This window comes from Rhizobium indigoferae, from assembly GCF_034554815.1.
Lineage (GTDB): Bacteria > Pseudomonadota > Alphaproteobacteria > Rhizobiales > Rhizobiaceae > Rhizobium > Rhizobium leguminosarum.
This window is the reverse complement of the sequence record NZ_CP140635.1, coordinates 3,330,709-3,356,671: the sequence shown is the minus strand read 5'-3', so window position 1 is coordinate 3,356,671 and position 25,963 is coordinate 3,330,709. Positions and strand designations below refer to the sequence as shown.

The 25,963-nt window shown below is 60.3% G+C and carries 24 protein-coding genes and 2 pseudogenes; 13 read left to right on the top strand and 13 right to left on the bottom strand.

The features are described 5' to 3' along the window. Window position 1 precedes the first annotated feature (1 nt). The 5 genes from U5G49_RS16785 to U5G49_RS16765 all read left to right on the top strand — a co-directional run bounded on the left by U5G49_RS16785 (window position 2) and on the right by U5G49_RS16765 (window position 4,350). Window positions 2-343, top strand: coding sequence for an SMR family transporter (locus U5G49_RS16785; RefSeq protein ID WP_018243243.1), 342 nt, complete (start codon window positions 2-4; stop codon window positions 341-343). A gap of 191 nt (window positions 344-534) precedes the next feature. Continuing rightward, entirely contained in the window at window positions 535-1,320 is a 786-nt protein-coding gene (locus U5G49_RS16780; RefSeq protein ID WP_193445031.1) for a ThuA domain-containing protein, read from the top strand. A 9-nt stretch (window positions 1,321-1,329) separates the two neighbouring features. Beyond that, a complete protein-coding gene (locus tag U5G49_RS16775) occupies window positions 1,330-2,373 on the top strand; it encodes a Gfo/Idh/MocA family protein (RefSeq protein WP_018073767.1) in 1,044 nt (347 codons plus the stop codon). A gap of 106 nt (window positions 2,374-2,479) precedes the next feature. Next, a complete protein-coding gene (locus tag U5G49_RS16770) occupies window positions 2,480-4,015 on the top strand; it encodes a winged helix-turn-helix domain-containing tetratricopeptide repeat protein (RefSeq protein WP_193445059.1) in 1,536 nt (511 codons plus the stop codon). A 98-nt stretch (window positions 4,016-4,113) separates the two neighbouring features. Beyond that, window positions 4,114-4,350, top strand: a complete 237-nt coding sequence (locus U5G49_RS16765; RefSeq protein ID WP_193445032.1) for a hypothetical protein — start codon at window positions 4,114-4,116, stop codon at window positions 4,348-4,350. Here the strand turns inward: U5G49_RS16765 and U5G49_RS16760 are convergent, their stop codons facing one another. The 7 genes from U5G49_RS16760 to U5G49_RS16730 all read right to left on the bottom strand — a co-directional run bounded on the left by U5G49_RS16760 (window position 4,351) and on the right by U5G49_RS16730 (window position 12,814). Continuing rightward, window positions 4,351-4,746 carry a DUF1236 domain-containing protein gene (locus U5G49_RS16760; RefSeq protein ID WP_018243239.1) on the bottom strand — a complete coding sequence of 132 codons (396 nt, stop codon included), beginning with the start codon at window positions 4,744-4,746 and terminating at the stop codon, window positions 4,351-4,353. It lies immediately after the preceding gene. A 129-nt stretch (window positions 4,747-4,875) separates the two neighbouring features. Continuing rightward, the gene (locus U5G49_RS16755) at window positions 4,876-5,985 is read right to left on the bottom strand and encodes an ABC transporter permease (RefSeq protein ID WP_018243238.1); all 1,110 of its coding nucleotides are present in this window, start codon (window positions 5,983-5,985) and stop codon (window positions 4,876-4,878) included. A gap of 1 nt (window position 5,986) precedes the next feature. Further along, window positions 5,987-7,114, bottom strand: a complete 1,128-nt coding sequence (locus U5G49_RS16750; RefSeq protein WP_193445033.1) for an ABC transporter permease — start codon at window positions 7,112-7,114, stop codon at window positions 5,987-5,989. After that, window positions 7,111-8,856 (bottom strand): ATP-binding cassette domain-containing protein, encoded by a 1,746-nt coding sequence (locus tag U5G49_RS16745; RefSeq protein WP_193445034.1) that lies wholly within the window; start codon window positions 8,854-8,856, stop codon window positions 7,111-7,113. Before U5G49_RS16745 ends, U5G49_RS16750 begins: the two co-directional genes overlap by 4 nt. After that, window positions 8,853-9,866 carry a secretion protein HlyD gene (gene hlyD, locus U5G49_RS16740; RefSeq protein ID WP_130652913.1) on the bottom strand — a complete coding sequence of 338 codons (1,014 nt, stop codon included), beginning with the start codon at window positions 9,864-9,866 and terminating at the stop codon, window positions 8,853-8,855. Before hlyD ends, U5G49_RS16745 begins: the two co-directional genes overlap by 4 nt. Continuing rightward, complete coding sequence (locus tag U5G49_RS16735) at window positions 9,863-10,564, bottom strand: CerR family C-terminal domain-containing protein (RefSeq protein WP_018243234.1); 702 nt, start codon at window positions 10,562-10,564, stop codon at window positions 9,863-9,865. Before U5G49_RS16735 ends, hlyD begins: the two co-directional genes overlap by 4 nt. Window positions 10,565-10,723: 159 nt before the next feature. Continuing rightward, window positions 10,724-12,814: a phospholipase D-like domain-containing protein gene (locus U5G49_RS16730; RefSeq protein WP_193445035.1), complete on the bottom strand. Its 2,091-nt coding sequence runs from the start codon at window positions 12,812-12,814 to the stop codon at window positions 10,724-10,726. Between the two features lie 519 nt (window positions 12,815-13,333). Here U5G49_RS16730 and U5G49_RS16725 point away from each other — a divergent pair. Together U5G49_RS16725 and U5G49_RS16720 are read left to right on the top strand one after the other, a co-directional pair. Continuing rightward, window positions 13,334-13,486 (top strand): hypothetical protein, encoded by a 153-nt coding sequence (locus U5G49_RS16725; protein ID WP_018243232.1) that lies wholly within the window; start codon window positions 13,334-13,336, stop codon window positions 13,484-13,486. A gap of 267 nt (window positions 13,487-13,753) precedes the next feature. After that, window positions 13,754-14,068 (top strand): hypothetical protein, encoded by a 315-nt coding sequence (locus U5G49_RS16720; RefSeq protein ID WP_028733309.1) that lies wholly within the window; start codon window positions 13,754-13,756, stop codon window positions 14,066-14,068. 147 nt (window positions 14,069-14,215) lie between these two features. On the opposite strand, the gene U5G49_RS16715 is transcribed toward U5G49_RS16720, so the two are convergent. Further along, a complete protein-coding gene (locus tag U5G49_RS16715) occupies window positions 14,216-15,232 on the bottom strand; it encodes an NAD-dependent epimerase/dehydratase family protein (RefSeq protein ID WP_193445036.1) in 1,017 nt (338 codons plus the stop codon). Window positions 15,233-15,513: 281 nt separating this feature from the next. Between U5G49_RS16715 and U5G49_RS16710 the strand changes: the two genes are divergently transcribed. Then, on the top strand, window positions 15,514-16,470 hold the full coding sequence (locus tag U5G49_RS16710; RefSeq protein ID WP_193445037.1) for an endonuclease/exonuclease/phosphatase family protein: 957 nt from the start codon (window positions 15,514-15,516) through the stop codon (window positions 16,468-16,470). Window positions 16,471-16,507: 37 nt separating this feature from the next. Here U5G49_RS16710 and U5G49_RS16705 read toward each other — a convergent pair whose 3' ends face one another. From U5G49_RS16705 to U5G49_RS16695, 3 genes and pseudogenes are all read right to left on the bottom strand, one after another. Continuing rightward, window positions 16,508-16,813 carry a hypothetical protein gene (locus tag U5G49_RS16705; protein WP_026188498.1) on the bottom strand — a complete coding sequence of 102 codons (306 nt, stop codon included), beginning with the start codon at window positions 16,811-16,813 and terminating at the stop codon, window positions 16,508-16,510. A gap of 119 nt (window positions 16,814-16,932) precedes the next feature. Beyond that, a complete protein-coding gene (locus U5G49_RS16700; protein WP_193445060.1) occupies window positions 16,933-18,360 on the bottom strand; it encodes a mannose-1-phosphate guanylyltransferase/mannose-6-phosphate isomerase in 1,428 nt (475 codons plus the stop codon). A gap of 42 nt (window positions 18,361-18,402) precedes the next feature. Next, window positions 18,403-19,824 (bottom strand): annotated as a pseudogene (locus tag U5G49_RS16695) (phosphomannomutase); the annotation flags it as partial. A gap of 239 nt (window positions 19,825-20,063) precedes the next feature. Here U5G49_RS16695 and ung point away from each other — a divergent pair. The 3 genes from ung to U5G49_RS16680 all read left to right on the top strand — a co-directional run bounded on the left by ung (window position 20,064) and on the right by U5G49_RS16680 (window position 22,555). Further along, a complete protein-coding gene (gene ung, locus U5G49_RS16690; RefSeq protein ID WP_193445038.1) occupies window positions 20,064-20,765 on the top strand; it encodes a uracil-DNA glycosylase in 702 nt (233 codons plus the stop codon). A 240-nt stretch (window positions 20,766-21,005) separates the two neighbouring features. After that, on the top strand, window positions 21,006-21,938 hold the full coding sequence (locus U5G49_RS16685; RefSeq protein ID WP_166480927.1) for a VOC family protein: 933 nt from the start codon (window positions 21,006-21,008) through the stop codon (window positions 21,936-21,938). 11 nt (window positions 21,939-21,949) lie between these two features. Beyond that, the gene (locus tag U5G49_RS16680; RefSeq protein ID WP_193445039.1) at window positions 21,950-22,555 is read left to right on the top strand and encodes an alpha/beta hydrolase; all 606 of its coding nucleotides are present in this window, start codon (window positions 21,950-21,952) and stop codon (window positions 22,553-22,555) included. Window positions 22,556-22,652: 97 nt separating this feature from the next. Here U5G49_RS16680 and U5G49_RS16675 read toward each other — a convergent pair whose 3' ends face one another. After that, a complete protein-coding gene (locus tag U5G49_RS16675) occupies window positions 22,653-22,895 on the bottom strand; it encodes a KTSC domain-containing protein (RefSeq protein ID WP_012758625.1) in 243 nt (80 codons plus the stop codon). 402 nt (window positions 22,896-23,297) lie between these two features. On the opposite strand from U5G49_RS16675, the pseudogene U5G49_RS37130 reads away from it, so the two are divergent. Next, window positions 23,298-23,597 (top strand): annotated as a pseudogene (locus tag U5G49_RS37130) (TolC family protein); the annotation flags it as partial. After that, window positions 23,598-24,389 carry a metallophosphoesterase family protein gene (locus U5G49_RS16665; protein ID WP_018243224.1) on the top strand — a complete coding sequence of 264 codons (792 nt, stop codon included), beginning with the start codon at window positions 23,598-23,600 and terminating at the stop codon, window positions 24,387-24,389. It abuts the pseudogene before it with no gap. Between the two features lie 162 nt (window positions 24,390-24,551). Here the strand turns inward: U5G49_RS16665 and U5G49_RS16660 are convergent, their stop codons facing one another. After that, window positions 24,552-25,880: a UDP-glucose dehydrogenase family protein gene (locus U5G49_RS16660; protein ID WP_113544224.1), complete on the bottom strand. Its 1,329-nt coding sequence runs from the start codon at window positions 25,878-25,880 to the stop codon at window positions 24,552-24,554. Between the last annotated feature and the right edge of the window lie 83 nt (window positions 25,881-25,963).

The window sequence follows — 25,963 nt, the reverse complement described above, 5'->3', positions numbered from 1 at the left end:
CATGAGCCAGGCCGCCGTCTACGGGCTGCTGTTTGCAGCTATTGTGCTCGAAGTCATTGGCACGACCGCGCTGCAGCTATCGCAGCAGTTCACCCGCATCGGGCCGACGGCACTCGTCGTCGCCTGTTATGCGGCTGCCTTCTATTGCCTGTCGCTGACGCTGAAAAGTATCCCCGTCGGCATCGCCTATGCGATTTGGAGCGCTTTGGGAATCGTGCTGATTTCCTCGGTCGGTCTGGTTTTCTTCAAGCAGCGCCTCGACCTGCCGGCAGTCGTGGGACTCGGGCTGATCATATCGGGCGTTGTGGTCGTCAATCTATTCTCGAAATCCGTTTCGCATTGATATTGCTGTGATATTTGCAGGCCGTTTCTCCGCCTCAGGCCGGTAAATTTTCCCCTTTGTCAAAATACTGACAAAGGTCTATGTGTTCTTTGGACGTAGAGGAGACGAGGCGCAGCCAGCGCCATTTTCCAAAGCGCTTTGAATCCTGCCTTCCCGCCTATCGATACTTCCAGGTTCTACAGGAGCACATCATGGCCATTCGCACCGTCGTCTGGGGAGAGAATATCCACGAGAATACCAATGAAATCGTCCGGGATATTTATCCCGAAGGCATGCACACGACGATCGCCAACGCGTTGAATACCGATTCCGATATCTCGGCGACGACAGCGACGCTGCAGGAGCCGGAACACGGCCTCAGTGAGGCCCGCCTTGCCGAAACCGACGTGCTGAGCTGGTGGGGCCACAAGGATCACGGCGCGGTCTCCGACGTCGTCGTCGAGCGTGTTGCCAAGCGCGTCTGGGAAGGCATGGGCCTGCTGGTGTTGCATTCGGGGCATTTCTCGAAAATCTTCAAGCGGCTGATGGGTACACCCTGCGCGCTGAAATGGCGCGAGGCGGGTGAACGAGAGCGGCTGTGGACGATCAATCAGCGCCATCCGATCGCCGCAGGCATCGGCGAGCATTTCGAGCTCGAGAACGAGGAAATGTACGGCGAGCAGTTCTCGGTGCCGGAGCCGCTCGAAACGGTGTTCATCTCCTGGTTCCAGGGCGGCGAAGTGTTCCGCTCGGGCCTGACCTGGCGCCGTGGCGCCGGCAATATCTTCTATTTCCGCCCCGGTCACGAGACCTATCCGACTTATCACGACGTCAATGTCCAGAAGGTGCTGATCAACGGCGTGAAGTGGGCCTATAACCCTGAGGGGGCGTTGACTGGTATCACCGACGCTCCAAATGTCCCGGTAGAAAAAGCACTGGAGCCGATCGTCGAACGCGGCCCGAAACTGCACCAGGCCGGCGAAGCCGGTTACCGCTGAGGAGCATCCATGCGATTACTCGTTCTTGGCACCGGGGTGATGGCGAAAAACCAGCTCGCCCGCTTCCCCCTTATCGACGGCGTGACTGTGGTCGGTGCCGTCGACACCGATCCTGAGCGGCTTTCGGCCTTCGCCGACAAGTTCAACATCGAAAAGCGGTTTCTTTCACTGGAGGAGGCGATCGCCTGGGGTGAATTCGATGCGGCGACGAACGTGACGCCCGACCGCATCCATCACCCGACGACGATGGCTCTGATTGCCGCCGGCAAGCACGTCTTCTGCGAAAAGCCGCTGGCGGAGAACTATGCGAAGGCGCTAGAGATGACGGAGGCGGCCGAGAAAGCCGGCGTCATCAACATGGTCAACCTGACTTATCGCAACGTCGCGCCGCTACAGCGCGCCCGTGAGATGGTGCTCGCCGGCGAGCTCGGCACGATCAGGCACGTGGAAGCCTCCTATCTCCAGAGTTGGCTCGTGTCGCGCGCCTGGGGCGACTGGCGCACGGAATCGACCTGGCTGTGGCGGCTTTCCACCGGCCACGGCTCGAACGGCGTGCTCGGCGATGTCGGCATCCATATCCTCGATTTCGCCGCCTATGGTGCGGCGACCGACATCGACCACGTCTTTGCGCGGCTGAAGACCTTTAACAAGGCGCCGGGCGGCCAGATCGGCGAATATCTGCTCGATGCCAATGACAGCTTCACCATGTCTGTCGATTTCGCCAATGGTGCACTCGGCGTCATCCATGCCAGCCGTTGGGCGACAGGGCATTTGAACGAGTTGAAGCTGCGGATTTATGGCGAGAGGGGCAGCCTTGAGGTCATCCATCGTCCCAGCGGTTCCGAGCTGCATGGCTGCCTCGGCGAGGATGTCGAAACCGCCACCTGGACGAAGATCGAGGTTGAACCGGTGGCGACCAACTACGAGCGTTTTGCCGAGGCCGTGGCAAGCGGCATCCAGCCGGATCCGAACTTCCGCCACGCCGCCAACCTGCAGAAGGTGCTCGATCTTGCGATGGTGACCGAGCGCGAGCGGCGCGAGCTGAAGGTCTGATCCTGTCCGCTGGATAGGCCGCCGTTCATCCGACGGCAGCTTATCCAGCGCATCGGCGCGTTGATCCGCTTTTCGTTTGCGAGATTTTGACGCTATGCTTCTGCTCATGGGCAGCTCGACGCTTTCCTTTGGTCCGTTCCTTTACGATCCCGTGACAGGAAGCCTGTGGCGGGAAGGGAAATCCGTTGCGACGGGACCACGGCCGGCAGCTCTGCTCGGTTTGCTGCTGGAGGCTGAGGGCCGCGTCGTCACCAAGGCGGATCTTATGGACCGGGCCTGGCCGGGGCTTGCCGTGGAGGAGGGCAACCTCACGGTTCAGATTGCCACGCTCAGGAAGATTCTCGGCGCAAGACCCGATGGCACGGAGTGGATCGTCACGGTTCCCAGGGTCGGTTATCGCCTGCCGCGCCAGGACGATGCCGGGATGGCGCCCGTGGCGCCGCAGCCGCCCTCCGTCGCGGTTCTTCCCTTCGTCAATCTCGGCGGCGATGCTGACCAGGATTATTTTGCCGATGGCGTGGTGACGGAGATCATCACCGCCCTTGCGCGCTTCCGCTCCTTTTCGGTCGTCTCGCGCCATTCCGCCTTTATTTACAAGGGACGCAGCATCGATGTGCGACAGGTGGCGGCGGAGCTCGGAGTACGCTACGTGCTCGAAGGCAGCATCCGGCGGGAAGGCGGGCAGGTGCGTATCAATGTGCAGCTGGTCGACGGCGTGACCGCTACCAATCTCTGGGCCGATCATTTTGAAGACGGCATCAGCCACATCTTCGCCTTCCAGGACCATATCACCGAACGCGTCGCCTCGATCGTTGAGCCGGCGATCGAGATCGCCGAAATCCAGAGGTCACGCCGTGACCGGCCGAACAGTCCGGCAGTTTACGATCTCTATCTGCGTGCGCTTGCCGCGATCATCGACGAATCGATCGAAAGTAATGCCGCCGCCTATGCCTTGCTGCAGGAAGCGCTCGCCATGGAGCCGGAAAATGCGATGCTGCTTTCCCATGCCGCATGGGCGCTCGAACATCGCATTACCATGGGTTGGCCGCGGCTCGGGACGGACGACAAGGCGGAATGCATCAGCCTTGCCCGTCGCGGGCTTCAGCATTCGGCCGGCGATCCCCGCGTGATGGCCCATTGCGGCATGGCATTGCTGCAGACGGGCAAGGATTATGAAGGCGGCATGGCCGTGCTGGAGGCCGCCGCTGCCGCCAATCCCAATGATCTTCTGGTCGCGGCATGCTCCGGAATTGCGGCCTTGCACTGCGGCGATATCGAACATGCGCTCGAGCGACTGCATCGCGCCGTGAAATTGGGACCCCGCGATCCGGATGCGCGTTTTTCGCTGACGGGCATCGCCATGGCCGAAATCTTTCGCGGCAATTACGAGGCGGCAATTTCATACGCCTCTCGTTCGCTGGCGCTCAATGCCCATTTCGACCCGACCTACTGGATGCTGATCGCCGCACATGCGCATCTCGGCAATATGGAGCAGGCGCGCCAGTTCCTCCATGCGCTCGAGGCGATGGCACCTGATGTGACGCTGGAAGGTATTCTGGCGGGTCAGCCGGCCAAGGATCCGCAGCGTTTTGCGCCGGTTCTGGAAGGGCTGGCGCGCGCCGGGATGCGGCCGCGGCCATAGGCTTTTGCAAGTTTTTGCAGCTTTTAGTCGGACTTTAAAGACCCAGCCCCGTCGCTTCGGCCACGCTGATCCCATCAATCAGGATGGAGGATCGGCTCATGCTTTCCAGCATGCATATTCTATCGCTCAAACAGGGCAAGCTTTACGGCGACCGAATTCCGATAGAGGCGCTGCCACAGGGGTTTGGAGCCTTTCCTAGGAAAGGCTCCAAGTTGCCACTGCACCTTGTCGTTCTGTTCTCGCTGATCGGCAGGTGGCGCGAGCGCACGAAAAAAAGCCCCGCCGAAGCGGGGCCGGAAGTTGCCGAGCCGCAACAGGCGGCTTCGGTTGCCTGATTATTCTATGACCTGCACCACACGGTGGCTGCGGGGTTCGACAATCACGCGTTGATTGTTGATGACCGTATAGGCATATTTCGGATTGTCAGGCACCGGCGTCACGACGACGTCTGCCGGAAGCGGCTTGCCGACGACGATCGGTTCCTGGACCACCACGGAGGCGGTCGGGGCCGGCTGCTGCTGGACATAGGTAACGACCTCGCGCGGCGGCGGATCGACAACGGCACCGGCGACACCGCCTGCCACACCGCCAATGGCAGCACCCACGGGGCCGCCGACGATTGCGCCGGTGATGGCACCACCGGCTGCACCGGTCACGGCTCCATCAGCGAGCGCATTGGTTGCAAGTGATGACAGCGCAAGGGCGCTGGAGACAAGTAGGACCTTGTACATTTTGCTTCTCCTTTGCTGGGGTTGCGTTTGGGTAACGACCACGCCAATCCGAGGTTCCAGCAGGAGAGAGTCACGCTTTGGAAGGCCGGTTCACATTATGTGAGGCGGCTGAAGCCGGGTTGGGAGGCTTTATTCCAGCCGCCGGCGGAAGAGCCAGGCGGCGGCGCTGAGCGTAACGGTGGCGATCAGCGCCAGCGGGATCGTCTGGTTCACCACCTCGCTCAGCGGAATATCCTTGAGGAAGACGCCTTTGACGATCACCAGGAAATAGCGCAGCGGATTGATCAGGGTCACCGGCTGCAACCACCCCGGCATGTTCTCGATCGGCGTCGCAAAGCCTGAGAGCAGCATGGCCGGAACCATGAAAAGGAAGGCGCCGAGGATCGCCTGCTGCTGCGTCATCGACAGCGCCGAGATGAAGAGACCGAGGCCGGCGACCGAGCCGAGATAGAAGATCGCGCTGCCGTAAAGCAGGAAGAGCGAGCCGCGCAGCGGCACTTCGAAGAGGAAGACGGCGGCCAGGATATAGACGGTGATGTGGAAGAGGCCGATCATCATCGGCGGGATCAGCTTGCCGATCAGGATCTCGTGGATGCGCAGCGGCGAGACCATCAGCTGGTCGAAGGTGCCGAGCTCGCGCTCGCGGGCGATCGACAGCGCGGTGACGATCAGGCCGATCAGCAGCGCGATGCTGGCGATCAGGTTCGGCACCATGAACCATTGGTAGGTGAGGTTCGGGTTGAACCAGTTGCGCGGCACGGTCGACACGATATCGGCGCCGGCGCGTTTGCCGGCCGGGGTCTCGGCAGCGAGCGCTGCACCGATCTGCGAGAGATAGCCCGCGACGATCTGCGAGGCGTTGGAGCGGCGACCATCAAGCACCATCTGCAGGTCGGCCGGCGCTCCCGCCTCGATATTGCGCGAAAAGTCAGGGCCGATCTCGACGGCGGCAATGGCCGTCTGGTTGTCGATCGCCACCCGGACCTCCGCTTGGCTGGAGGCGATCTCGATCTTCCGGAAAGTCGGCGAGCCATCGATGCGCTCGATCAGTTCCTGGCCCCAGTGGCCGCTGTCGCGGTTGAGGATCAGGACGTCGACATTGCGGACCTCGAGCGTCGCCGCATAGGAGAAAACGAGAAGCTGGACGATCGGCGGGCCGATCAGGATGGCGCGGCCCTTGGGGTCGCGCAGGACGGCAAGCAATTCCTTGACGATCAGGGCGTAAAGCCTTGTCCACATCTCAGCCGATCCTTTTTCTGGTGCTGCGGGCGGCAAGCATGAACATGATGGCGCCGATCGTCAGCATGACCGATATCGCCCGCAGGAACATCGGCCAGATGTCGCCGGCGAGGAACACCGTCTGCAGGCTGGGGATCAGGTAACGCGCCGGCACGATGAAGGTGATCCACTGGATCACGGTCGGCATGGAATTGATCTCGAAAAGGAAGCCAGACAGCAGGAAGGCCGGTAGAAAGGCGGTTATCAGCGCCAGTTGCGAGGCGAGGAACTGGTTCTTCGTTGCCGTCGAGATCAACAGGCCCTGGCCGAGCGCCGGGATCAGGAAGGCGGCCGACAATGCGTAAAGCGCAGCGACAGAGCCGCGGAACGGCACGCCGAAGAGGAAGACCGCAAGCAGCACGCAGAGCGTCATCGAGGTGAGGCCGAGCAGGAAATAGGGCAGGATCTTGCCTGCGAGCAGCTCGACCGCCATCACCGGCGTCGCCATCATCGCCTCCATTGTGCCGCGCTCCCATTCGCGAGCGACGACGAGCGAGGTCAGGAGCGTGCCGACCAGCGTCATGACGATGGCGATCGAGCCCGGCACGAGGAAATTGCGGCTGGTCAGTTCGGGATTGAACCAGAAGCGTTGCTCGACCGAGATGGCAGGACTCTGCACGGCGACGTCCGCCTGCCTCTGCCGCTCCCAGTTGGCGACGGCGCCTTGGGCATAATTCTGCACGAAATTCGCCGTGTTCGGATCGGAGCCGTCGACGATCACCTGGATATCGGGGCGATTGCCGGCGGTGTAGCGCGTGGTGAAGTCGGCCGGAATGACGACGATGCCGCGCACCTTGCCGAGCACGAGGTCTTCCTCGAACAGACGCCGGTCGCGTCCCATGGCGACATCAAAATAGCGTGAGGCCTGGAAACTGGCCGACAGATCCTGCGTCAGCGGCGTCATATCCTCGGTCACGAGGCCGATGCGCGTGCGGGTGGTATCGAGCGAGACGCCGTAGCCGAAGAGAAAGAGCAGGATCAGCGGCAGCACGAAGGCGATGAGGATGCTGCTCGGATCGCGGATCGCCTGCAAGCTTTCCTTGCGCACCAGAGCTGAAAGACGCCGAAGCCTGCCGGAAGAGGCGCTCATGCGACATCCTCCGCTTCCGATTGCTGGACGAGGGCGATGAAGGCATCCTCCATCGTCGGGTCCGGCTGCTCCTTGGTCGCGATCCGGGCCTTCAATTCATCGGGCGAGCCGAGCGCAATCGAGCGGCCGCGGTAGATCAGCGAGATGCGGTCGCAATATTCCGCCTCGTCCATGAAATGGGTGGTGACGAGCACGGTGACGCCCTTTTCGACCAGCGCATTGATATGCGTCCAGAATTCGCGCCGGGTAATCGGATCGACTCCGGAAGTCGGTTCGTCGAGGAAGAGGGCGCGCGGCTCGTGCATGACGGCGCAGGCTAGCGCCAACCGCTGCTTCAGGCCGAGTGGTAGGTCCTTGGCCGGTTGGCCGATATGGCGGCCGAAATCGAAGATGCCGGCCATGAGATCGATGCGCTCGCGCCGGTGTTTTCCGCGAAGCCCATAGACACCAGAGAAGAATTCGAGGTTCTGCATGACTGTGAGATCACCGTAGAGCGAGAACTTCTGCGCCATGTAGCCGAGCTGGTTGCGGGCTTCTGCGGCATCGCGGCGAAGATCGAAACCAGCAACACGGCCTTCGCCGCCGGTCGGCTTCAGTAGGCCACAGAGCATCTTGAAGGTGGTGGACTTGCCGGCGCCGTTCGGACCGAGCAGGCCGAAGATCTCGCCACGGCGGATATCGAAGCTGATGTCATCGGCAGCGGTGAAATCACCGAAGCGCTTGGTCAGTCCCTTGGCCTCGATCACCGGCCGATCGCCATCATCCTTCACTGGCTCCTGCGCCTCTGCCAGCCGCGAGCGGCCGCCGGGACCGCCGCCCAGCATGTCGATGAAGGCATCCTCGAAGCGCGGCGGGGCAGGGGCGAGCGTTGCGCCATCGCCCGCCTTGCCGATATCGGGCTTCTTGCCCTTCGCCGCGACGATGCGGATCGCCTCGCCCTGGATCACGCCGTCGATGACGCCATCGGCCTGCAGGAGTTCGGCGAGCACCTGCCGGCGGCGGCCGCTGACATCGGATACCCTGAAGACCCGGTCCTTGACGCGCTCGGTCATTTCCATCGGTTTTCCCGAAAAGAGCAGCTTGCCCTGGTTCAAAAGCAGCACGTGATCGCAGGCTTCCGCCTCATCCAGATAAGCGGTTGACCAGAGCACGCCGATGCCTTCCTTCGTCAGGTTCTCGACCATCTTCCAAAGGTCGCGGCGCGAGATCGGATCGACGCCGACGCCCGGCTCGTCGAGCAGCAGCAGGCGCGGCTTCTTCAGAAGCGCGCAGGCAAGGCCGAGCTTCTGCTTCATGCCGCCGGAGAGTTTTCCGGCCAGCCGGCCGGTGAAGCGTTTGAGGTCGGTGAAGGTGAGCAATTCGTCGAAGGCGCCTGCTCGTTCGCTCTTCGGCAGGCCGCGCAGATCGGCATAGAGATCGAGGTTTTCCTGCACCGAGAGGTCCTCATAGAGACCGAAGCGCTGCGGCATGTAGCCGATCGCCGCCTGGATGCCGGCAGCGTTTTTGCGCGTATCGAAGCCGAGAACCTCCATCGTTCCCACGTCGGGCAACATCAGACCGGTCATCAGGCGGATCAGCGTTGTCTTGCCGGCGCCATCAGGGCCGACGAGGCCGGTGATTGCGCCGCCGCCGATCGCGCCGGAGACGGCGTCAAGGGCGGCCGGCGCGGTGCCGAAGCGCTTGGTGACGCCGTCGATCCGGACGAGCGGCTTGTCGTCCCGGCCGGTCTCGGCGGCGCTCATTGTCCGCCCGCAGTCGGCGTGGGAAAGCGCACGGTGACCGGCATGCCTTGGCGCAGATCTGGGCCGGGCTTGTCGATGACGATCCTCAGGCGATAGACGAGGTCGGTCCGGAGCTCCGGCGTCTCCACCGATTTCGGGGTGAACTCGGCGACCGGCGAGATGAAGCCGATCGTGCCTTCATAGGGCTTGTCAGGTGACGTATCGGAGGCGACAGAAACCTTCATGCCGGGATGGATGCGGCCGAGATCAGGCTCGGCGACATAGCTGCGCACCCAGACAGGTTCGGTCAGAGACAACACGAAGACCGTGTCCGCCGGCGAGACGATCGCGCCATTTTCCCGCACGCGCGAGAGGATGACGCCGTCGTTCGGGGCGCGCAGCTCGGTATCATCGAGCGAAGTGCGGGCGGAGGCGAGTGTTGCCTGAGCCGCCTTCAACTGGGCGTCGGCGGCGGCGATATCCTCAACACGGGAGCCTTCCAGCAGCAGTTTCAGTGCTTCGTTGGCGGAATCGGAGCGTGCGGCGGCCATCGCCCTTGCGGCAGTCGCCTGGTCGAGGCTCGCCTCGGAGATCGTGCCCTGCGGGCGCAACTGGCGGGCGCGGTCATAGGCGAGGTTGGCATTGCGGAGATCGGCGAGACTTTCGTCATAGGCGGCGCGCGCTTGGGCGATCTCGGTCGGCCGCGGACCGGCCTTCAGCTTGTCGAGCGTCGCCTGAAGGGCTGCGGCATTCGCCTCGCCCGAGCGGACCGCGAATTCATAAGGAGCTGCATCGAGCTTTGCGAGAACGTCTCCGCTCTTGATGACGTCGCCTTCGTCGGCGTGGAGTTCGGCGAGGCGGCCGCTGACACGGAAGCCGAGCGAGACCTGACGGATATCGACATTGCCGTAAAGGACGAATTCGCGGCTGGCCTCTGGCAACCAGCCGAGCTTTTGGGGCAGGGCGTACCACCAGGCGGCGGCCCCTGCCGCAACGAGAAGAACGATGGCGATGGGAAGGATGCGTTTCATGCTGCACTTCCATTCAGCGGGCCGATGGCATCGACCAGCTCTGCGGCCAGGCCGCGCACGGTTTCCACCTGTTCGGGGCCGACGCCATCCCACTCCATCTGGGCGAGCACGGCTGCATGGGCAACGCGAAAGACGAGGATGCTGCCGAGAAGGGTGAAGGTGCGCAGGCGCACATGTTCCGAGGCGGGATCCTCATGAAGGATGGCGCCGATCAGCCGCCGGCCCATCTCAATCATCGGCCGCATGAGGCCCTGATAGACCCGTGTGAAGGCTTCCGTCGGTTCCATCTGCTCGCGGATCAGGAAGCGCGCCCAGGATTCGGATTCCCTGCCGACGAACAGCGTCACCATGGTCTGCAAAATCTCGGTCAGGAAATGGCGGGCCTCAGCTTCACCAAGCGGTTTGCCCGCAGCATCGAGCGCCAACAGATGCGCGCCGACGCGCGCCCTCATGTCACCGACATGCGTATTGATCCGCATCATCAGATATTCGGCCGTGGCGATGTAGAGGCCTTCCTTGCTGCCGAAGTAATAGGGGATGGCCTGCAGGTTGACGCCGGCCGCTTCCGTGAGCTGGCGCGTCGAGGCGCCGTCGAAGCCATAGCGGCCGAAGACGTCGAGGGCAGCGGACAGCATCTTCTGGCGTGCTATTTCTGCACGGGCGGAGGCCGGTGGCTGGTTGTCGTGTTCTTGGGTCATGACAATTTTATAGCATTGGCAGGGAAATAAGTCAATCGATTGATATATTTCTAGGCGGCGCTATCACTCTTGCCTTCGCTGATGCGAAGGCAAGAACCAGAAGAAGGCATCCGCTATCCGGATGTCTTCAATTCGATGGACGCAATGCTTGGGTGGCGATTAGAGGCCTAGGAAGTAATTCCGGCTCGACGGAGCCTTGGCGGGGGCAAACCAACGCCCCTGCCAGCTTGCCTTGGCGTTGAGGAAGCCACCCGATTCCGCCTTGGGCGGCCGGCCCGTGGCAATCAACGACTGGCGCAATTCCTCCTGCAGCTTGGCGCGCAGGACATAGTGGTCATAGACGTCGAGAATGTGGATCGCATAGGCGACGGCAAGCGACTGGTTGCCGCGGACGATCAGCAGGTTCTCGTCGTTCTGGTAGGAGGCCTTGTAACCCAAGTTGTGGCTGCCGGTGATGACAGTGCAATTGTCAGGATGGAGCGGGTCGATGACGACGATCTTGTCGTGGATGATCGCGTGGCCGGCGCTCAGCAATTCGGGACGAAGATCGCCGAACTGGGCGGAGATGGCCGCTGCGCGCACCATGACGACACGGCCGGTATCGCCGTCCGGCCACCAGATCGCCCGCTGCGGCAGGTCCCTGACCTCGCCACCCGGCTGATGGACATAGGTTGTGGGTTCACCGGGTTTTGCCGGCGGCAGTGCTGCCGGATTGCTGATCGCGCCCTGGACGAGCAGGTCCGGTCGCTTGACGGCAAGCTCCGCTGCCTGGCCGATGACGTTCTGTTCGCCGCGCACACCGGGAAAGAAGGTGAGGAACAGGATGGCGCTGTCGGCATGCTCCATCAGCGAATAGACGCGGCTGAGATCGACGGGTGTCGGTGAAGTCTTGTTCTTGCTCGGCGCCTTGGTGTTGGGTGAAAACAGGATTTCGACGGTGGTCTTTCCGTCCTTCAGCGTCACCGGCCCGGTCGGCGCGGCATTCGCCAAGCGCAGGGCGGGGCCCTGCACGCCCTTGCTCGGGGCAAAGCCCTCGGCGGTCTCACCATGGTTGGAAACGGTCAGCGGAACGCCCACAGGTTGCGGATCGTCCCGCAGAAGCTTCCAATAGGCGAGGAAACGGGCGGCGACATTCTTGTCCTCGATCAGGATGACGTTGTTCGACTGGGTGCAGAGGCCGGTTTCGGTCCAGTTGGTGCTGCCGGTCATCACGGCTCGCGCGACGCCACCCTCGACATAGACGGCGAACTTGTTGTGGCCGATATGGCTGTTGTTGTTGAAGAGGCGATCCTGCATGCGCTCCGCCGCGGGGGCGGCGGCATGGAGGCCGATGCGCGCATCATGGTTGCCGGTATCCCAGACGACCGGTTTCCTCGGCAGCGGGTCGCCCTTCTTGTTGAGATCGGTCGAGCCCGAGGTGGAAAGGATCACATGCGCCTTGCCGGCCTTGACCAGTGCCGTCAGCCGCTCGATCAGTTCGGGATCGTGCAGCTCGTAGAGCGCGAGATAGAGCTCGCCGTTGCCCGTCTCGGCGCGGTCGATCAGCATCGTCAGGAAGCTCAGCACATCGGCGGTCAGGAACAGGCGGATCGGATCGCCCTTCTTCGGGATGTGCGCCTTCAGCGTCTTCAGCAGGCCTTCGGTAATGCGCATCGCCGGGCCGGGGGCAATATTCTCCGGCTTGACGCCCTGGACCTTTTCCAGCTGGCGCAGCAGGTTCTGCGTCGAAAGGATGCCGTTGGTATAGGTCGCCTTGATAGCGCCGCCGCCCGGGAAATCATGGGTGACGTCGATGCTCTCGGTCTTGCAGGGTTCGTCCAGAAAAAAGAGCGGCCGTGGCGGCCCGACATAACGCGGCTTGCCGTTTTCGTCGCGATAGGGGGCGGTATCGGAGGCAGGAACCGGTTTCCGGCCGGGGCCCGCAAGGCCGACCGGCGTAATTTCATAGTGAATCCTGAAATCGATCGGCCGAACGGTCGCCTCGTCGCGGGAGCGGCGCAGCGTCAGGTCGCGCCATTGATATTGCTGGATCGGCCAGACCGAACTGTCCTGCTCCAGCCAGTCTGGATTCGACTGGTCGGTAAAAGCGATCCAGGTCGGCAGGATGCGCCGGGCGCCGGCCTCCGGCCCGGTCTCGTGTACGCGGGTGATCATGAAGCCGAGGCAATCGGCAATCGGGCCGTCAGCCATCCAGGCGAGGTAGGCGACCTCGCCGTTGCACCATGCGCCTGCCTTGGTAATCCTTCCCATGCCTGCCTCCCGCCCGTTGTTTGCTCAGACCACGATTGCATCCGCCATGACGATGAAGATCGCATGCGCCTGCCATGCCACCCGTTGCCGGGGCAATTGGCTCTGCAGGCATGCGCACCCCAGATCTCGAGTGAACCAACTCTATCGTCGGTTGCGTCCATTTCAACACATATAGGCTAACGATACTAAAGTAACGTGACATCGCTCATGGCGGGACGCGTGCCTGATTGGGATCGAGATGCGCGGTTCAGCGTCTATCGGATCTGGCGATCTCAGCTGTTCCGGAAAGAAGGCAAAGAGGCCCGTGGAGAACGGACCTCTCAGGGTTCTCGGGGTGGGAAGAGGAACCAAGCCTCGGGGTCGGCTGCTAACAGGTAGCGATACAATATCGCTAATTTTCACGACACTAATATGTCTGCTGCCTGCCGACTGCGAAACAAAAGAAGTGCCACTTTTTTGTGATTCCTGTGGCTATGTTTTGACACAAAACTGCCTTGCTCTTTCCGTATCGCCGGTTCGATGCGTATTCAAATTTATATCATCGCGCTGCTGCTCAGCGCCATCATGTGGTCGATCTCGTTCGATGCGGCGCGAGAATCCTATCATGCCGCGCAAAGCGCAGGATTGATGCCGAACCTGCACCTCAACAAGAAGCTGGATCGCATTCTGTAGACTGCGATGCAGCGCGTCCAGGTCATCAACACGTTTTCTGATGTTGCGTTGTTGGCCTGCAGGCCAGCAGAGATATTTCCTTGTGCGTCCCGAGCCCTTCCGGACAGAAAGTCAAATTTCGTAAAATTTGACCGATCCGCTTAAAAGCCCTGAAAATACTGATGTGTAGAGTGACCTCATGAAAGCGACCGAGGTGTGGACAGACGCATCGATCGTTTGGAGCCGGGCAAACCGAAAGCCCGCCGATCCGCAAACGGGGACTTCGACATGCACAGAACGCTTGCCGCCATCGCCTTGACTCTGACCATCGCCGCCGCTGCCGAGCCGGCCTTCGCCATCGGTCCAGCCAGCCTTGCCCGCGACCTGATGTACACCTCCGCCATCGGCCATTCACCGGAAGTTCCGTTGACGACACGCGCCGGTTTCGTGCGCCCGGGCGTTCCTTTCGTCCTGCGCAGCCCCGCGACCGTCGAGGGCGAGGGCTCCCGGCTCAAGACCTATTCGCAGAGCCTCACCGTTGTCGTCGGTTACGTGTTTTCGACGGCGGTCGAGGCCGTGCAGGCAGTTGCGTTTCTTCGCTGACACTTAGCCAGAACTTAGGCCGATCCGACCTACGATCGTCCGCATCTAGAGCAATTTCAGCAAAAGTGCGCAGCGGTTTTGCGTCCAGAATTGCGTGAAAACAGAGAGATAGAGCATTTCCGTGATTCGAAGAAAAACGGAAATGCTCTAGGCGTCGAGCCCACCGCGCACGTCGAGATACCAGTCGACGAAGGCCTTGACGCCGACCTCCAAGGTCGTATCCGGCTTGTAGCCCGTCAGCGCGACGAGCAGATCGGGGGCGGCGAAGGTACGCGGCACATCACCCTTTTGCATCGCCAGCATCTTGCGGATGGCTGGACGGCCGAGCGCCTTTTCTACCGTTTCGACGAAATCCATCAGGCTGACCGGCTGGCCTCCGCCAATATTGACGACGCGAAAGGGCGCCTGGCGCGAAAGCGTTTCGACAGCCACGTCGTCGAGACGGTTTTCCTCACTCGGGCCGATTGCCGACAGTCTGACGATCGCTTCAATAAGATCATCGATATAGGTGAAGTCACGGCTCATATTGCCTTCGCCGTAGATCTCGATCGGCTGGCCTTCAAGCATGTTCTTGGTGAATTTGAACAGCGCCATGTCGGGCCGGCCCCATGGACCATACACGGTGAAGAACCGAAATGCCGTAGTCGGAATCTTGTGAAGATGGGCATAGCTATGCGCCATCAGCTCCATCGATTTCTTCGTCGCAGCATAGATGGTCAGCGGCTCGTCGGCGCGATCGGTCTCGCGAAAGGGGACGGTCGCATTGGCGCCATAGATCGATGACGTCGAGGCCAGCATCAGATGGCGGATTTCGACGCGCCTCGCGATTTCCATGATGTTCCACGAGCCTTCGACGTTCGAACGAAGATAGGCCTCTGGATTTTCCAGGCTGTAGCGCACGCCGGCCTGTGCGGCGAGGTGGATCAGAATGTCGGGCCTGGCTTCCAGAACGGCCGCTTCCAGGGCTGGGCGGTCCTCGAGCATCGCGATGACGGGTTTGAAGGTCGGAAACTGGGAGAGTGCCGCATGGCGCATCTCCTTGAGCTTGACGTTGTAATAGGGAGTGAGGCCATCGAAGCCTGTGACGTCATGCCCTTCTTGCAGCAGGCGCCTGGCCAGATGAAAACCGATAAAGCCGGCAGTCCCTGTAATGAAGTAGCGCATTCCCACCTTTTCTCGGCTCCCTGCCGGCGGCAAAGAGCCGATTCCGTATCAAGTGACCCCACTTACAAGATAAAAAGAGGTCGAGTCGATAGGTCTTTGAAAGAGAAGGTCACAGCGCTGTCTCTACTGTCGGCGGCCTGTCCGCCGCTGCCTTGCCGGATGAGGGAAAGACTATCGATATCGTCTGACGATCGGCCGCGGCTCTCGGCTGTTATGCTGCGTTGCAACATCATTGCTTGCATGTTATGGCCGGCCAGTCGTCTGCAAGCAGGTCAGGATCGATGAGAGATATAATTTTTTGGATTCTCTGCGCGTTTCTGACCGTTGCCATCGCGATCGTGTCGTTACGCTATGTGACGAACTTCTGGCTTCTGTCCTTCGTCTACAGCTTTCAGGTTCACCTCGGCGTCGTGTTCGTCGCCGCCAGTCTCGTCGTTCTGGGCATCAAAAGGCAGATTTACGGCTTTATCCTTCTGCTTGCCTCGCTTTTTCTCGTCGTTCACGGCGTCATCATGCTGGGCGAGTTCTCGCAGGACGACAGAGCGATGAAAAAGCCGCCGCTTTTTCGTCTGATGTCGTTCAACATCGCGATCGACAATTGGAAAAACTCGACTGAAATCACCGACATGGTGATCGCGTCGAATGCCGATGTCGTCAATCTGCTCGAAGCCAAGCCGCTAACGTTCCACCTGCAGCAATTGTTCAAGGCCTATCCCTACCATATCGGTTGCGATGCCGGGAAGGATACGTGCGATACGCTGGTGCTCTCCAAACGCCCGTTCGTCAGCCGGCAGGTCGCAAGTATGGGCAGTCTGCGAAAAAACAGGCTTGTTATAGCAAGCGTCGACTTCGGCGGCGAGACTATCAATCTGGTTTCAGCGCACCTGACCAAACCATATTTCGACGATTTCCAGATGGCTGAATTGGAAGATCTCGGCAAAGCGCTCGGCTCGATCGACGGCCCTCTGGTGCTGTCAGGTGATTTCAACTCCTCGGCGATCGCCCCGAGCATCCAAGCTTTCCTGCGTGAGCAGAAGCTGAAAACGATCACGCCAGAACCGGCAACATGGCCGATCGGCGCCGGCGCGCTCGGGATCGCCATCGACCACATATTTGCGCGCACGCCGCTTCATCTGACATCGCTGAAACGTCTCAATGATAATCTCGGCTCGAACCATTCGGGCCTGGTCGCCGACTTCGTTCTCGACAAAGACGGCGAAACTTCACCGGCAAAATGACTTTGCCTGGGCAAGGAAATCTTGCCGGGGCTACAAATCAGAATCTGGTTCGGCCGCCTTTTTTGTCGATCATCTGAAACGTTTTGCCGTCGGTCTTCACGTTGACGCAATCGGTCTTCTTGCTCGGGAACAGGACGCACACTTGGCCATTGGTTATCTTGTAGCCATTCTTATTGCCGTCGCGATATTCGTAGCCGTTCTTGCCTTCTTTCAATTCGGACGTACCGGGCAGGTGCTGGCGAATTTCCGACTCGCTTGCGGTTCGCATGCTTGCCGTTTCGGCAAACGCCATTCCCGGCACCATGATTGCAAGAAATCCGGCGAGGACGGGCAAGGTACGCATCAAGGGGATATCTCCGGTCATGTCTGTCGGTACATCCATTCTACGAGAACCCCAAGAGGAAATTCAACAGTGAGGATGGTTGCGCCGGAAAATGCCCGACCATCGCTCCGGCTGCGATTTTATGTTCTTCCAAACTCATCGACGATGCGGATGATGTCGTCCTCGCCGAGATAGGAGCCCGTCTGAACCTCGATGAGCTCGAGAAGAATCTTGCCGGGGTTGGCGAGGCGGTGGACTTCGCCGAGCGGAATATAGACGCTTTCGTTCTCGCGCAGCATCCGCACGTTCTCGCCGACCGTCACCTCAGCCGTTCCCTTGACGACGACCCAGTGTTCGGAGCGATGGTGGTGTTTTTGCAGCGACAGCTTCTTGCCCGGCGTGACGAAGATGCGCTTCACCTGGAAACGATCGCCGTTGAAGATGGAGGTATAGCCGCCCCAGGGGCGATAGGATGTCGGATGGGTTTCGGCGAATTTCGCCGTGGCGGACGTAGAGGCCAGCATCTTGACCAATTGTCCGACATTCTGGCTGTCTTTGAGCGGTCCGACATAGACAGCGTCTTCGCTGGCGATGACGGCGACATCATCCATGCCCTGGACGGCAAGATGCACGCCATGGGTCATGACGAGCGAGTTGCGGGTATTGACGACGGTGGTGTTGGCGGCGGCGACGTTGCCGTTTTCGTCGCGTGCGCCTGATTTCCAGACGGCATCCCAGCTACCCATGTCCGACCATTTGAACGGCGAGGGGACGATTGCGGCCTTGGACGTTTTTTCCATGATCGCATAGTCGATGGAGATATCGGGGCTCTTGGCGAAATGGTCGGCGTCGAGGCGGGTGAAATCGAGGTCGCGGCTTGCTTTCGAAACGGCCTTGCTGGCCGCCTTCAGCACATCGGGCGCATATTCCTGCAGTTCGGCGATGAGTTCCGGCACCGGGAACATGAAGATGCCTGAGTTCCAGTAGAAGCCGCCGTCGGCGAGCATCTGCTCGGCCTTCTCAAGTGCCGGCTTTTCGACAAACCGCTTGACCTTGTGTGCACCGTTTTCGAGGGCATCGCCGATCTCGATATAGCCGTAACCCGTCGCCGGCTCCGTCGGGGTGATGCCGAAGGTTACGAGCTTGCCGTCGGCAGCGGCATCGCGGGCGATGCGGATGCAATCGAAATAGCTCTTGTCGGCAAGGATCTCGTGATCCGAGGCGAGCATCTGGATGATGGTGTGCTTGCCGAACAGGTCGGCGGCAAGCGTTGCCGCCGCGGCCACCGCTGCGGCTGTGTTGCGGGCGACCGGTTCGAGCAGGATCGCTGCGAGCGGGATGGCGCGCTCGCGAGCCTGTTCGGCGACCAGGAAGCGGAATTCCTCATTGGTGACGACGATCGGGGCTTCATAGAGCTCGGGATCGGAAACGCGTTCGAGAGTTTCCTGAAACAACGTCTTGTCGCCGACAAACTGGATGAATTGTTTCGGTGCGGTGGCACGGGAAAGCGGCCAGAGCCGCGTGCCTTTGCCGCCGGCCATGATCACGGGAATGATTTTCTGCGTCATAGGCGGGTTCCTTGAAATAAACGGCTTGTTCGTCGCATGTTGCCGGGCGCCTGCCCAGTCTCTTATTCGATTGAGCCCGGTATTCAGCAGGTCCCGGGCTGCAGCTTCGCTGCCGGCCTCCGTGTAGCAGCGCATTTCCGGCGCATTGCCCGACGGGCGGAAATGAATGATCCTGCCATCCCTTAGCGTCACGCGAAGTCCGTCGATGTCGGATTTTGTCGCTACCTCGCCGATCGGCTGCAGGAAAGCCGAGAGATTTTCTTCCGAAGCGCGCAGATGCGCCATCAGCGCGGCACTCGTCTCCAGCGGAAAATTCTCCAGGCGATCGGCAGCGGCAAAGGGCAGGTGATAGGACGCGGCAACGGCAGAAAGCGGCTGCCTGCGAATGGCAGCGAGCGAGAGGATCGCGAGCATCGGGATAAAACAATCGCGCGTCGGCAGAGCTCGCACGGCTCTGTCGTTGATGTCGAATGGGGTTGCAGTCAGCAGCCCGCCATTGGCTTCAAAGCCCATGACATGATCTTCGCCGGCCGCTACGGCCTCTTCCATGCCAGCGATGACGAAGGGCGAGCCGACGCGGGTGCGCCTGACGACGAAAGAGCCCGCGGCCTCGATGCCAGAATTGGAGGTAACCGGTGTCACCACCGTGCCGGCGCCGAGGAAATTGGCTGCCACAAGGCCGAGTAGGTCACCGCGCAGCGGTGTGCCGGTTTCGTCTGCGACCAGCGGGCGGTCGCCGTCGCCATCAGTCGAGACGATTGCATCGAACTTGTGCTCGGACACCCAGCGCTTCATCAGCGTGATCGTCTCGTCGGAAACGGCTTCGGTGTCGACGGGAATGAAGCTCTCCGAACGTCCGAGAGCGGTGATCTCGGCGCCGTAATGGGCGAGAACGTCAACCAGCAGGTCGCGGGCGACGGTGCTGTGCTGGTAGACGCCGATCTTCAGGCCGGACAGCGCGCCTTGCGGAAGCAGGGCGGCATTGCGTTCGAAAAAGAGCTGCCGGCAAGCAGCCTCGTGGTCTTCCGTCACGGCCGGTGCTTGTACCACCGTTTCGCCGTTTCGTTCGATCTCGGCAGCCAATGCGGTAATCGCCGCCTCGTCCGATTTGTCGATCTCGCCATCCGGCCGATAGAACTTGATGCCGTTGCGGTCGGCCGGAATATGCGAGCCCGTGATCATCAGGCAGCCGGCGTTTCTTTCAAGGCCATAGAGGGCGAGTGCGGGTGTGGGTACATTGCCGCAGTCGAATATCCGGAAGCCGAGCGCAGCGAGTGCATCGGCGCAATTTCCTGAGATTTCAGGGCTAGAATCGCGAAAATCGCGGCCGATCAGAATGGCATCGCCAGCTTTGGCCCTACCAGTTCCGAGCAGATATTTGCCGAACGCTGTGGCATAAAGGGCGGAGGCATGTCCCTTTAGATCCACTGAAAGTCCGCGAAGGCCGCTCGTGCCGAATTTCATAGGAAGACATGACTCCGATTTCACAATCAAGGTTCTACTCAGGCCGCCTGCCGGCGTAAATACCGAAGCTATCATATAGTTAAACACGGACGACGGTGCCTCGGACAGCCTCTCGCAATCCTCGCTCACCGAATTCTCAAGGTGTGAACCTATCGCCGAGCCGGCAGGCATTGCAGCGTAGATCGATTTTGTTAGAACCGTGTGTCCGTTGTTTCGTCCTATGCGAAGGATTTTCCTAGATGAGCGATACATCCGTCAGTCTCGAGGAGAGCTGGAAGGCTGCGCTGGAGGGGGAGTTTTCAAGCCCCTACATGCAACAGCTCAAAACCTTCCTCATCGCGCAGAAGCAGGTCGGCAAGCGGATATTCCCCAAGGGCAGCGAATATTTCCGCGCTCTTGATCTGACGCCAATCTCCAACGTCAAGGCCGTCATCCTCGGCCAGGATCCCTATCATGGACTCGGGCAAGCCCATGGGCTGTGCTTCAGTGTCCGGCCGGGCGTGCGCATACCGCCCTCCCTCGTCAATATCTACAAGGAAATGGAGACGGATCTCGGCATAGCACCGGCACGTCACGGTTTTCTCGAACATTGGGCAAGACAGGGCGTGCTTCTGCTGAACAGCGTGCTGACCGTCGAGGAAGGGCAGGCGGCTGCCCATCAGGGCAAGGGGTGGGAACGCTTCACGGACGCCGTCATCCGCAAGGTCAACGATGAATGCGAATCCGTCGTCTTCATGCTCTGGGGCTCCTATGCTCAGCGCAAGGCCGCCTTCGTCGATACGACGCGCCATCTTGTGCTCAGGGCGCCGCATCCCTCGCCGCTTTCGGCCCATAACGGCTTTTTCGGCTGCGGGCATTTTTCGAAGGCGAATGCCTTCCTGCAATCGCGCGGGCGCGCGCCGATCGACTGGCAATTGCCGGCCAATCCCCATGATGCTTAAAGCGCGTCGCAATCGTTCAGATTCGCTCCTCGCGCTTTAGCTCTTTGTTTTTACGCATGTCGTTATCGTATAAACCGCGGCACGGTTTTGCGCGACATGCTTTAGATGTGAACGCGAGTCGGTGTTCGTTCACCAAAAGAAGACAATGCGTTTTGGTCTGCGGGTCTGTTCTGTGGGCGCTTCAGCGCGCATCTTAGCCTCATCGAAAGCCCGCAACGGCGGGCATGAAAGGGGTTTCATATGCTCGATCAGATCAAGGGTCTGCACCACGTCACGTCGATGGCGGAGGACGCCCGCACCAACAACCAGTTTTTCACCAATGCGCTCGGCCTGCGCCGCGTCAAGAAGACGGTGAACTTCGACGCGCCTGATGTCTATCACCTCTATTATGGTGACGAGACCGGTGCGCCCGGCACGGTCATGACCTATTTCCCGTTCCCGAAGATGGCGCAGGGCCGTCCCGGTACCGGCGAAGTCGGCACGACGGTGTTTTCCGTTCCGCAGGGCTCGATCGGCTTCTGGAGCGATCGGTTTGCCATGCTTGGTGTCGGCGGCCTGAAGGCCGAGGAAAGTTTCGGCGAAAAGCGGCTGAACTTCTCCGGGCCCGATGGCGACGGCTTTGCGCTCGTCGAGGTCAAGGATGACGCCCGTCAGGCCTGGACACATGGCGGCATCAGCGAGGACCATGCCATTCGCGGCTTCCACTCCGTCGCCATGCGGCTGAGGGACGAGGGCGCCACGGCCGAACTGCTGAAGTTCATGGGCTATGAAGTTGCCGAGGAAAGGGACGGCGTCAAGCGGCTGATCATGCCCTCCGGCAATGGGGCGCATCGCATCGATCTCGAGACGATGCCGAACATTGCCCGCGCGCTTCCCGGCGCCGGCTCGGTCCACCATGTCGCCTTTGCCGTCGAAAACCGCGAGAAGCAGCTCGAAGTGCGCAAGGCGCTGATGGACACCGGCTATCAGGTCACGCCGGTGATCGACCGCGATTATTTCTGGGCGATCTATTTCCGCACGCCGGGCGGCGTGCTGTTCGAGGTCGCGACCAATGAACCCGGCTTCGACCGTGACGAGGATACGGCCCATCTCGGCGAAGCACTGAAATTGCCGCAGCAGCACGCCCATCTTCGCGCGCTGCTCGAGCAGCACCTGCAGCCGCTCGAAGCATAGGGAGAGGCGATATGACCGAAACTGGATATGTGCACCGGCTGCATGCCGGCGCACCTGATAAACCCATCCTGCTGCTACTGCACGGCACCGGTGGCGACGAGAACCAGTTTTTCGACTTCGGTCGGCGCCTGCTGCCCGAAGCGACGATTCTCTCGCCGCGCGGCGACGTTTCTGAACATGGCGCGGCGCGGTTCTTCCGCCGCACCGGGGAGGGGGTCTACGACATGGCCGACCTTTCCCGGGCGACGGAGAAGATGGCGGCCTACGTCAAGGCATTCGCGGACGAGTACCAGGCTTCCGATGTTCTCGGCCTGGGTTTTTCGAATGGCGCAAACATTCTTGCCAATGTGCTGATCGACAAGGGTATCTTCGATGCCGCGGTTCTGATGCACCCGCTCATTCCGTTTCAACCCGAAGCCCAGTCGACGCTGGCGGGAAGAAAGGTGCTGATGACGGCCGGGCAGCGAGACCCGATCGCGCCTGTTTCCATGACCGAGGCGCTGTCCGAACACCTGAAAAACCGAGGGGCGGAGGTCAGAACGGTCTGGCATCCCGGCGGTCACGAGATTGCGCCGCTCGAGATCGATGCGGTTCGCGATTTCCTCGGCGGTTATTGACGCGTGCACCGCCGCTCGGCGGGAAAACGATTGCGGGACCGGAAATGCCGGTCCCGCATCTTTGCTGAAACAAGGATCCTATCATCGTGATCGGACATTAGGGGCGAGGAGGATATTTGCCCCTGATTGCCTTCATGTAGAAATTTCCCGGTGATTCCGCCATCGTCAACCCGACGACGACGCCCTTGGGAACGCCTTCATATTCTCGCCTCTGACCGTTGGTCAGATAGACCCGTAGATGCCGGCTGTCTTCGTCGTAGGTGATCGCCTCGATAAGTTTCGAATCAACCGCAGTTTCCACTTTGCACCCCGCAGTTTTGGATCTGAGATTCCTGATCAAGAAATGTCATTCACACTCGCAATGCGCCATCATTATGCTGCGCCGCGGGGGCGTCAAGCATGATCTTCTTTAACGTTCATTTTTTCGTAATGGCTCTCGTTATAGTTGATTTTCACAGCTTTTCGGACGCCTTGCCTGTGGAAATCCGATACCTGCGGCTCCTCCATTTGGGGAATATTAGCCGATAATGTCGCGAGAAACGCAATAATCGCCGTTTTAACGCCGGATTAACCATTAATTAGCAAACTATAGCATAATATTAACCGCAGCACCCTCCCAAGTATGAATGAATACAAATTGCCGTTTCTCGCGACAGTCGCTTTACTATCGTTGGCGAGTTGCGTGAGCGGGCCTGACCACCTGGTGGTTCGGGCCCACCTGCCGATTTTCGATGGCGGACGGCTGCGCGCTCAGGTGAAGACCACGCAGGAGACTCTTGCGCTTTCAATCGGGAGCTACAAGGATGGACAATCATCCTTGCTTGATGTGCAGCGTTCGGTGGCGACCGGCCAGGCGAACGTGGCGCAAGCGGCGCAGCATATGGCGAAGAACTATGTCGCCTCCAAAGTGGTGGTTCCGGTTACAACTTCGGTGGAGCCGCGATCAGGCCAACTTCTTATGAATACTGAGCCTCATGCCGTTGCAGCGATGGATAAGAGATGGATTATTTCAGACAACCCGCCATTCGGTCGGGTCTCATAAATGGGTTACATGTTTAACTATCTAGGGCCGTGGCGACAACAGATACCGATACTGGCTGGCAACCGCAAAGGACGCGCTCGGTTGACGTTTGCCGAAGGCGAATTCGCTGCGGTCTACGCGATGAGCGATGTTCACGGATGTTATAATGAGCTCGTCAAGGCGCAACGCCGCATCGAGGAGGATGCCGCGCGCATTCCGGGACCGAAACTCATCGTCATGCTCGGCGATTATGTCGATCGCGGGCCTGATTCGAGCGCGGTGCTGGAGTTCCTGAGCAAGACCCCGCCGCCGGGATTTCAACGTTTCGTCCTGTGCGGCAATCACGACGCGGAGCTGGTGAAGCTCTATCGCAAACCGGCGCGCATTCTCGAATGGCTCGGCTTTGCCGGACCGGAGACGCTGCACTCATACGGTATCGATATCGAGCATCTGCTGCAGTCGGCGGCTGGAAACGAAACAATTGCCCGCGTCATTCGCAACATGATACCCGAACGACATATCCAATTCCTGGAATCGCTGCCGATCATGCTGCGGATAGGAAGGGTTCTCTTTGTTCATGCGGGCATCAAGCCGGGCATCGACCTCAAAAAGCAGAAAGACAGCGACCTCATGTGGATCCGTCAGCCCTTCCTGGATGAAGGACCGCAGCTTCCTGTCCTCGTGATCCACGGGCATACCCCGGCGCGAACACCGACATTCGGGCCGCAACGGATCGGTATCGACACTGCGGTTTCGGCGACGGGCCGGCTGACCGTGCTGACGATAAAGGGAACACGGGTCGGGATCCTCTAGCGACCTGCTTCCCAAAAATCGGAATCGAATTTCGGGGCAGGATGCGAGGATTGAAAGAGTTAGAGCGTCCTTTGCGCGTCTGAAAGACGACGGTGCTGTCAAACCAAACGCCGCGGATTGTGTTCCGCGGCGTCAGGAAGATCAGATGTTCAGCAGGCTATTTCAGGTGTTGGTCACATCGTGATAGAGATTGGTGCCGATGCCAGTATAGGTAAAGCCGTACTTGCGGACCTCGTCGCTGCGGTAGATATTGCGCAGATCGACCAGGATCGGAGCGCGCATCGACTGCTTCAGGCGGTTGAAATCGAGCGCGCGGAACTGGTTCCACTCGGTGACGATGACAAGCGCATCCGCACCAGCGGCTGCTTCGTAGGGTCCGCTTGCATATTCGATGTTCTCGATCACCTTGCGGGCGTTTTCCATGCCCTCGGGGTCGTAGCCGACCACTTGCGCGCCGTTGTCCTGCAGGGTTTGGATGACTGCGATTGCCGGGCTGTCGCGCATGTCATCGGTGTTCGGCTTGAAGGTCAGCCCGAGGATTGCGATCTTCTTGCCGCGAATGTCTCCGCCGACGGCCGAAATGACCTTGCGTCCCATCGCCCGCTTGCGGTTGTCATTGATCGAGATCGTCGTCTCGATGAGACGCATCGGCGCATCGTAATCCTGCGCCGTCTTGGCAAGAGCTAGCGTATCTTTGGGGAAGCACGAGCCGCCGTAACCCGGCCCGGCATGCAGGAACTTGGAGCCGATACGGCCATCGAGACCGATGCCGCGCGAAACGTCCTGAACGTTTGCGTCGACCCGTTCGCAGAGATCGGCGATCTCGTTGATGAAGGTGATCTTCATCGCGAGGAAAGCGTTGGCCGCATATTTGATCAGTTCCGAGGTGCGGCGGGTGGTGAAGACCAGGGGTGCCTGGTTGAGGTAAAGCGGGCGATAGACCTCGGTCATGGTTTCGCGTGCCCGGTCGTCGTTCAGCCCGACGACGATACGGTCAGGACGCTTGAAATCCTCGATGGCGGCGCCTTCGCGCAGGAATTCGGGATTGGAAACGACGGCGACATCCGCCGTGGGATTGGTTTCGCGCATGATGCGCTCGACTTCGTCTCCCGTGCCGACCGGTACCGTCGACTTGGTGACGATAACGGTGAAGCCTTCCACATAGGTGGCAATCTCGCGCGCAGCGGCGTAGACATAGGAGAGATCCGCGTGGCCGTCGCCGCGCCTGGAGGGCGTGCCGACGGCGATGAACACGACGTCAGCGCTGCGGACACTTTCGCCGACATCCGTCGAAAATGACAGCCGGCCGGTGCTGGTGTTTTCAGCGACCAATTGCTCCAGACCCGGCTCGTAGATCGGAATGCGGCCTTCGCGAAGCGCTTCGATCTTACTCAGATCCTTGTCGACGCAGATGACGTCGTGGCCGAAATCCGCAAAGCAAACGCCTGAAACGAGGCCGACATAGCCTGATCCAATCATCGTGATGCGCATATTTCCCTCAAATCATTAGAGTAGAACGTCATGCTGCGTCGCAGCATGAGTTCGTCATAGTTAATCTGGACGAAAAGACAATA

Excerpts from the sequence above, each read along its gene's own strand:
- U5G49_RS16785 (WP_018243243.1), top strand. The coding sequence starts at position 2 with ATGAGCCAGGCCGCCGTCTACGGGCTGCTGTTTGCAGCTATTGTGCTC.
- U5G49_RS16780 (WP_193445031.1), top strand. The coding sequence starts at position 535 with ATGGCCATTCGCACCGTCGTCTGGGGAGAGAATATCCACGAGAATACC.
- U5G49_RS16775 (WP_018073767.1), top strand. The coding sequence starts at position 1,330 with ATGCGATTACTCGTTCTTGGCACCGGGGTGATGGCGAAAAACCAGCTC.
- U5G49_RS16770 (WP_193445059.1), top strand. The coding sequence starts at position 2,480 with ATGGGCAGCTCGACGCTTTCCTTTGGTCCGTTCCTTTACGATCCCGTG.
- U5G49_RS16765 (WP_193445032.1), top strand. The coding sequence starts at position 4,114 with ATGCTTTCCAGCATGCATATTCTATCGCTCAAACAGGGCAAGCTTTAC.
- U5G49_RS16760 (WP_018243239.1), bottom strand. The coding sequence starts at position 4,746 with ATGTACAAGGTCCTACTTGTCTCCAGCGCCCTTGCGCTGTCATCACTT.
- U5G49_RS16755 (WP_018243238.1), bottom strand. The coding sequence starts at position 5,985 with ATGTGGACAAGGCTTTACGCCCTGATCGTCAAGGAATTGCTTGCCGTC.
- U5G49_RS16750 (WP_193445033.1), bottom strand. The coding sequence starts at position 7,114 with ATGAGCGCCTCTTCCGGCAGGCTTCGGCGTCTTTCAGCTCTGGTGCGC.
- U5G49_RS16745 (WP_193445034.1), bottom strand. The coding sequence starts at position 8,856 with ATGAGCGCCGCCGAGACCGGCCGGGACGACAAGCCGCTCGTCCGGATC.
- hlyD (WP_130652913.1), bottom strand. The coding sequence starts at position 9,866 with ATGAAACGCATCCTTCCCATCGCCATCGTTCTTCTCGTTGCGGCAGGG.
- U5G49_RS16735 (WP_018243234.1), bottom strand. The coding sequence starts at position 10,564 with ATGACCCAAGAACACGACAACCAGCCACCGGCCTCCGCCCGTGCAGAA.
- U5G49_RS16730 (WP_193445035.1), bottom strand. The coding sequence starts at position 12,814 with ATGGGAAGGATTACCAAGGCAGGCGCATGGTGCAACGGCGAGGTCGCC.
- U5G49_RS16725 (WP_018243232.1), top strand. The coding sequence starts at position 13,334 with ATGCGTATTCAAATTTATATCATCGCGCTGCTGCTCAGCGCCATCATG.
- U5G49_RS16720 (WP_028733309.1), top strand. The coding sequence starts at position 13,754 with ATGCACAGAACGCTTGCCGCCATCGCCTTGACTCTGACCATCGCCGCC.
- U5G49_RS16715 (WP_193445036.1), bottom strand. The coding sequence starts at position 15,232 with ATGCGCTACTTCATTACAGGGACTGCCGGCTTTATCGGTTTTCATCTG.
- U5G49_RS16710 (WP_193445037.1), top strand. The coding sequence starts at position 15,514 with ATGAGAGATATAATTTTTTGGATTCTCTGCGCGTTTCTGACCGTTGCC.
- U5G49_RS16705 (WP_026188498.1), bottom strand. The coding sequence starts at position 16,813 with ATGCGTACCTTGCCCGTCCTCGCCGGATTTCTTGCAATCATGGTGCCG.
- U5G49_RS16700 (WP_193445060.1), bottom strand. The coding sequence starts at position 18,360 with ATGACGCAGAAAATCATTCCCGTGATCATGGCCGGCGGCAAAGGCACG.
- ung (WP_193445038.1), top strand. The coding sequence starts at position 20,064 with ATGAGCGATACATCCGTCAGTCTCGAGGAGAGCTGGAAGGCTGCGCTG.
- U5G49_RS16685 (WP_166480927.1), top strand. The coding sequence starts at position 21,006 with ATGCTCGATCAGATCAAGGGTCTGCACCACGTCACGTCGATGGCGGAG.
- U5G49_RS16680 (WP_193445039.1), top strand. The coding sequence starts at position 21,950 with ATGACCGAAACTGGATATGTGCACCGGCTGCATGCCGGCGCACCTGAT.
- U5G49_RS16665 (WP_018243224.1), top strand. The coding sequence starts at position 23,598 with ATGGGTTACATGTTTAACTATCTAGGGCCGTGGCGACAACAGATACCG.
- U5G49_RS16660 (WP_113544224.1), bottom strand. The coding sequence starts at position 25,880 with ATGCGCATCACGATGATTGGATCAGGCTATGTCGGCCTCGTTTCAGGC.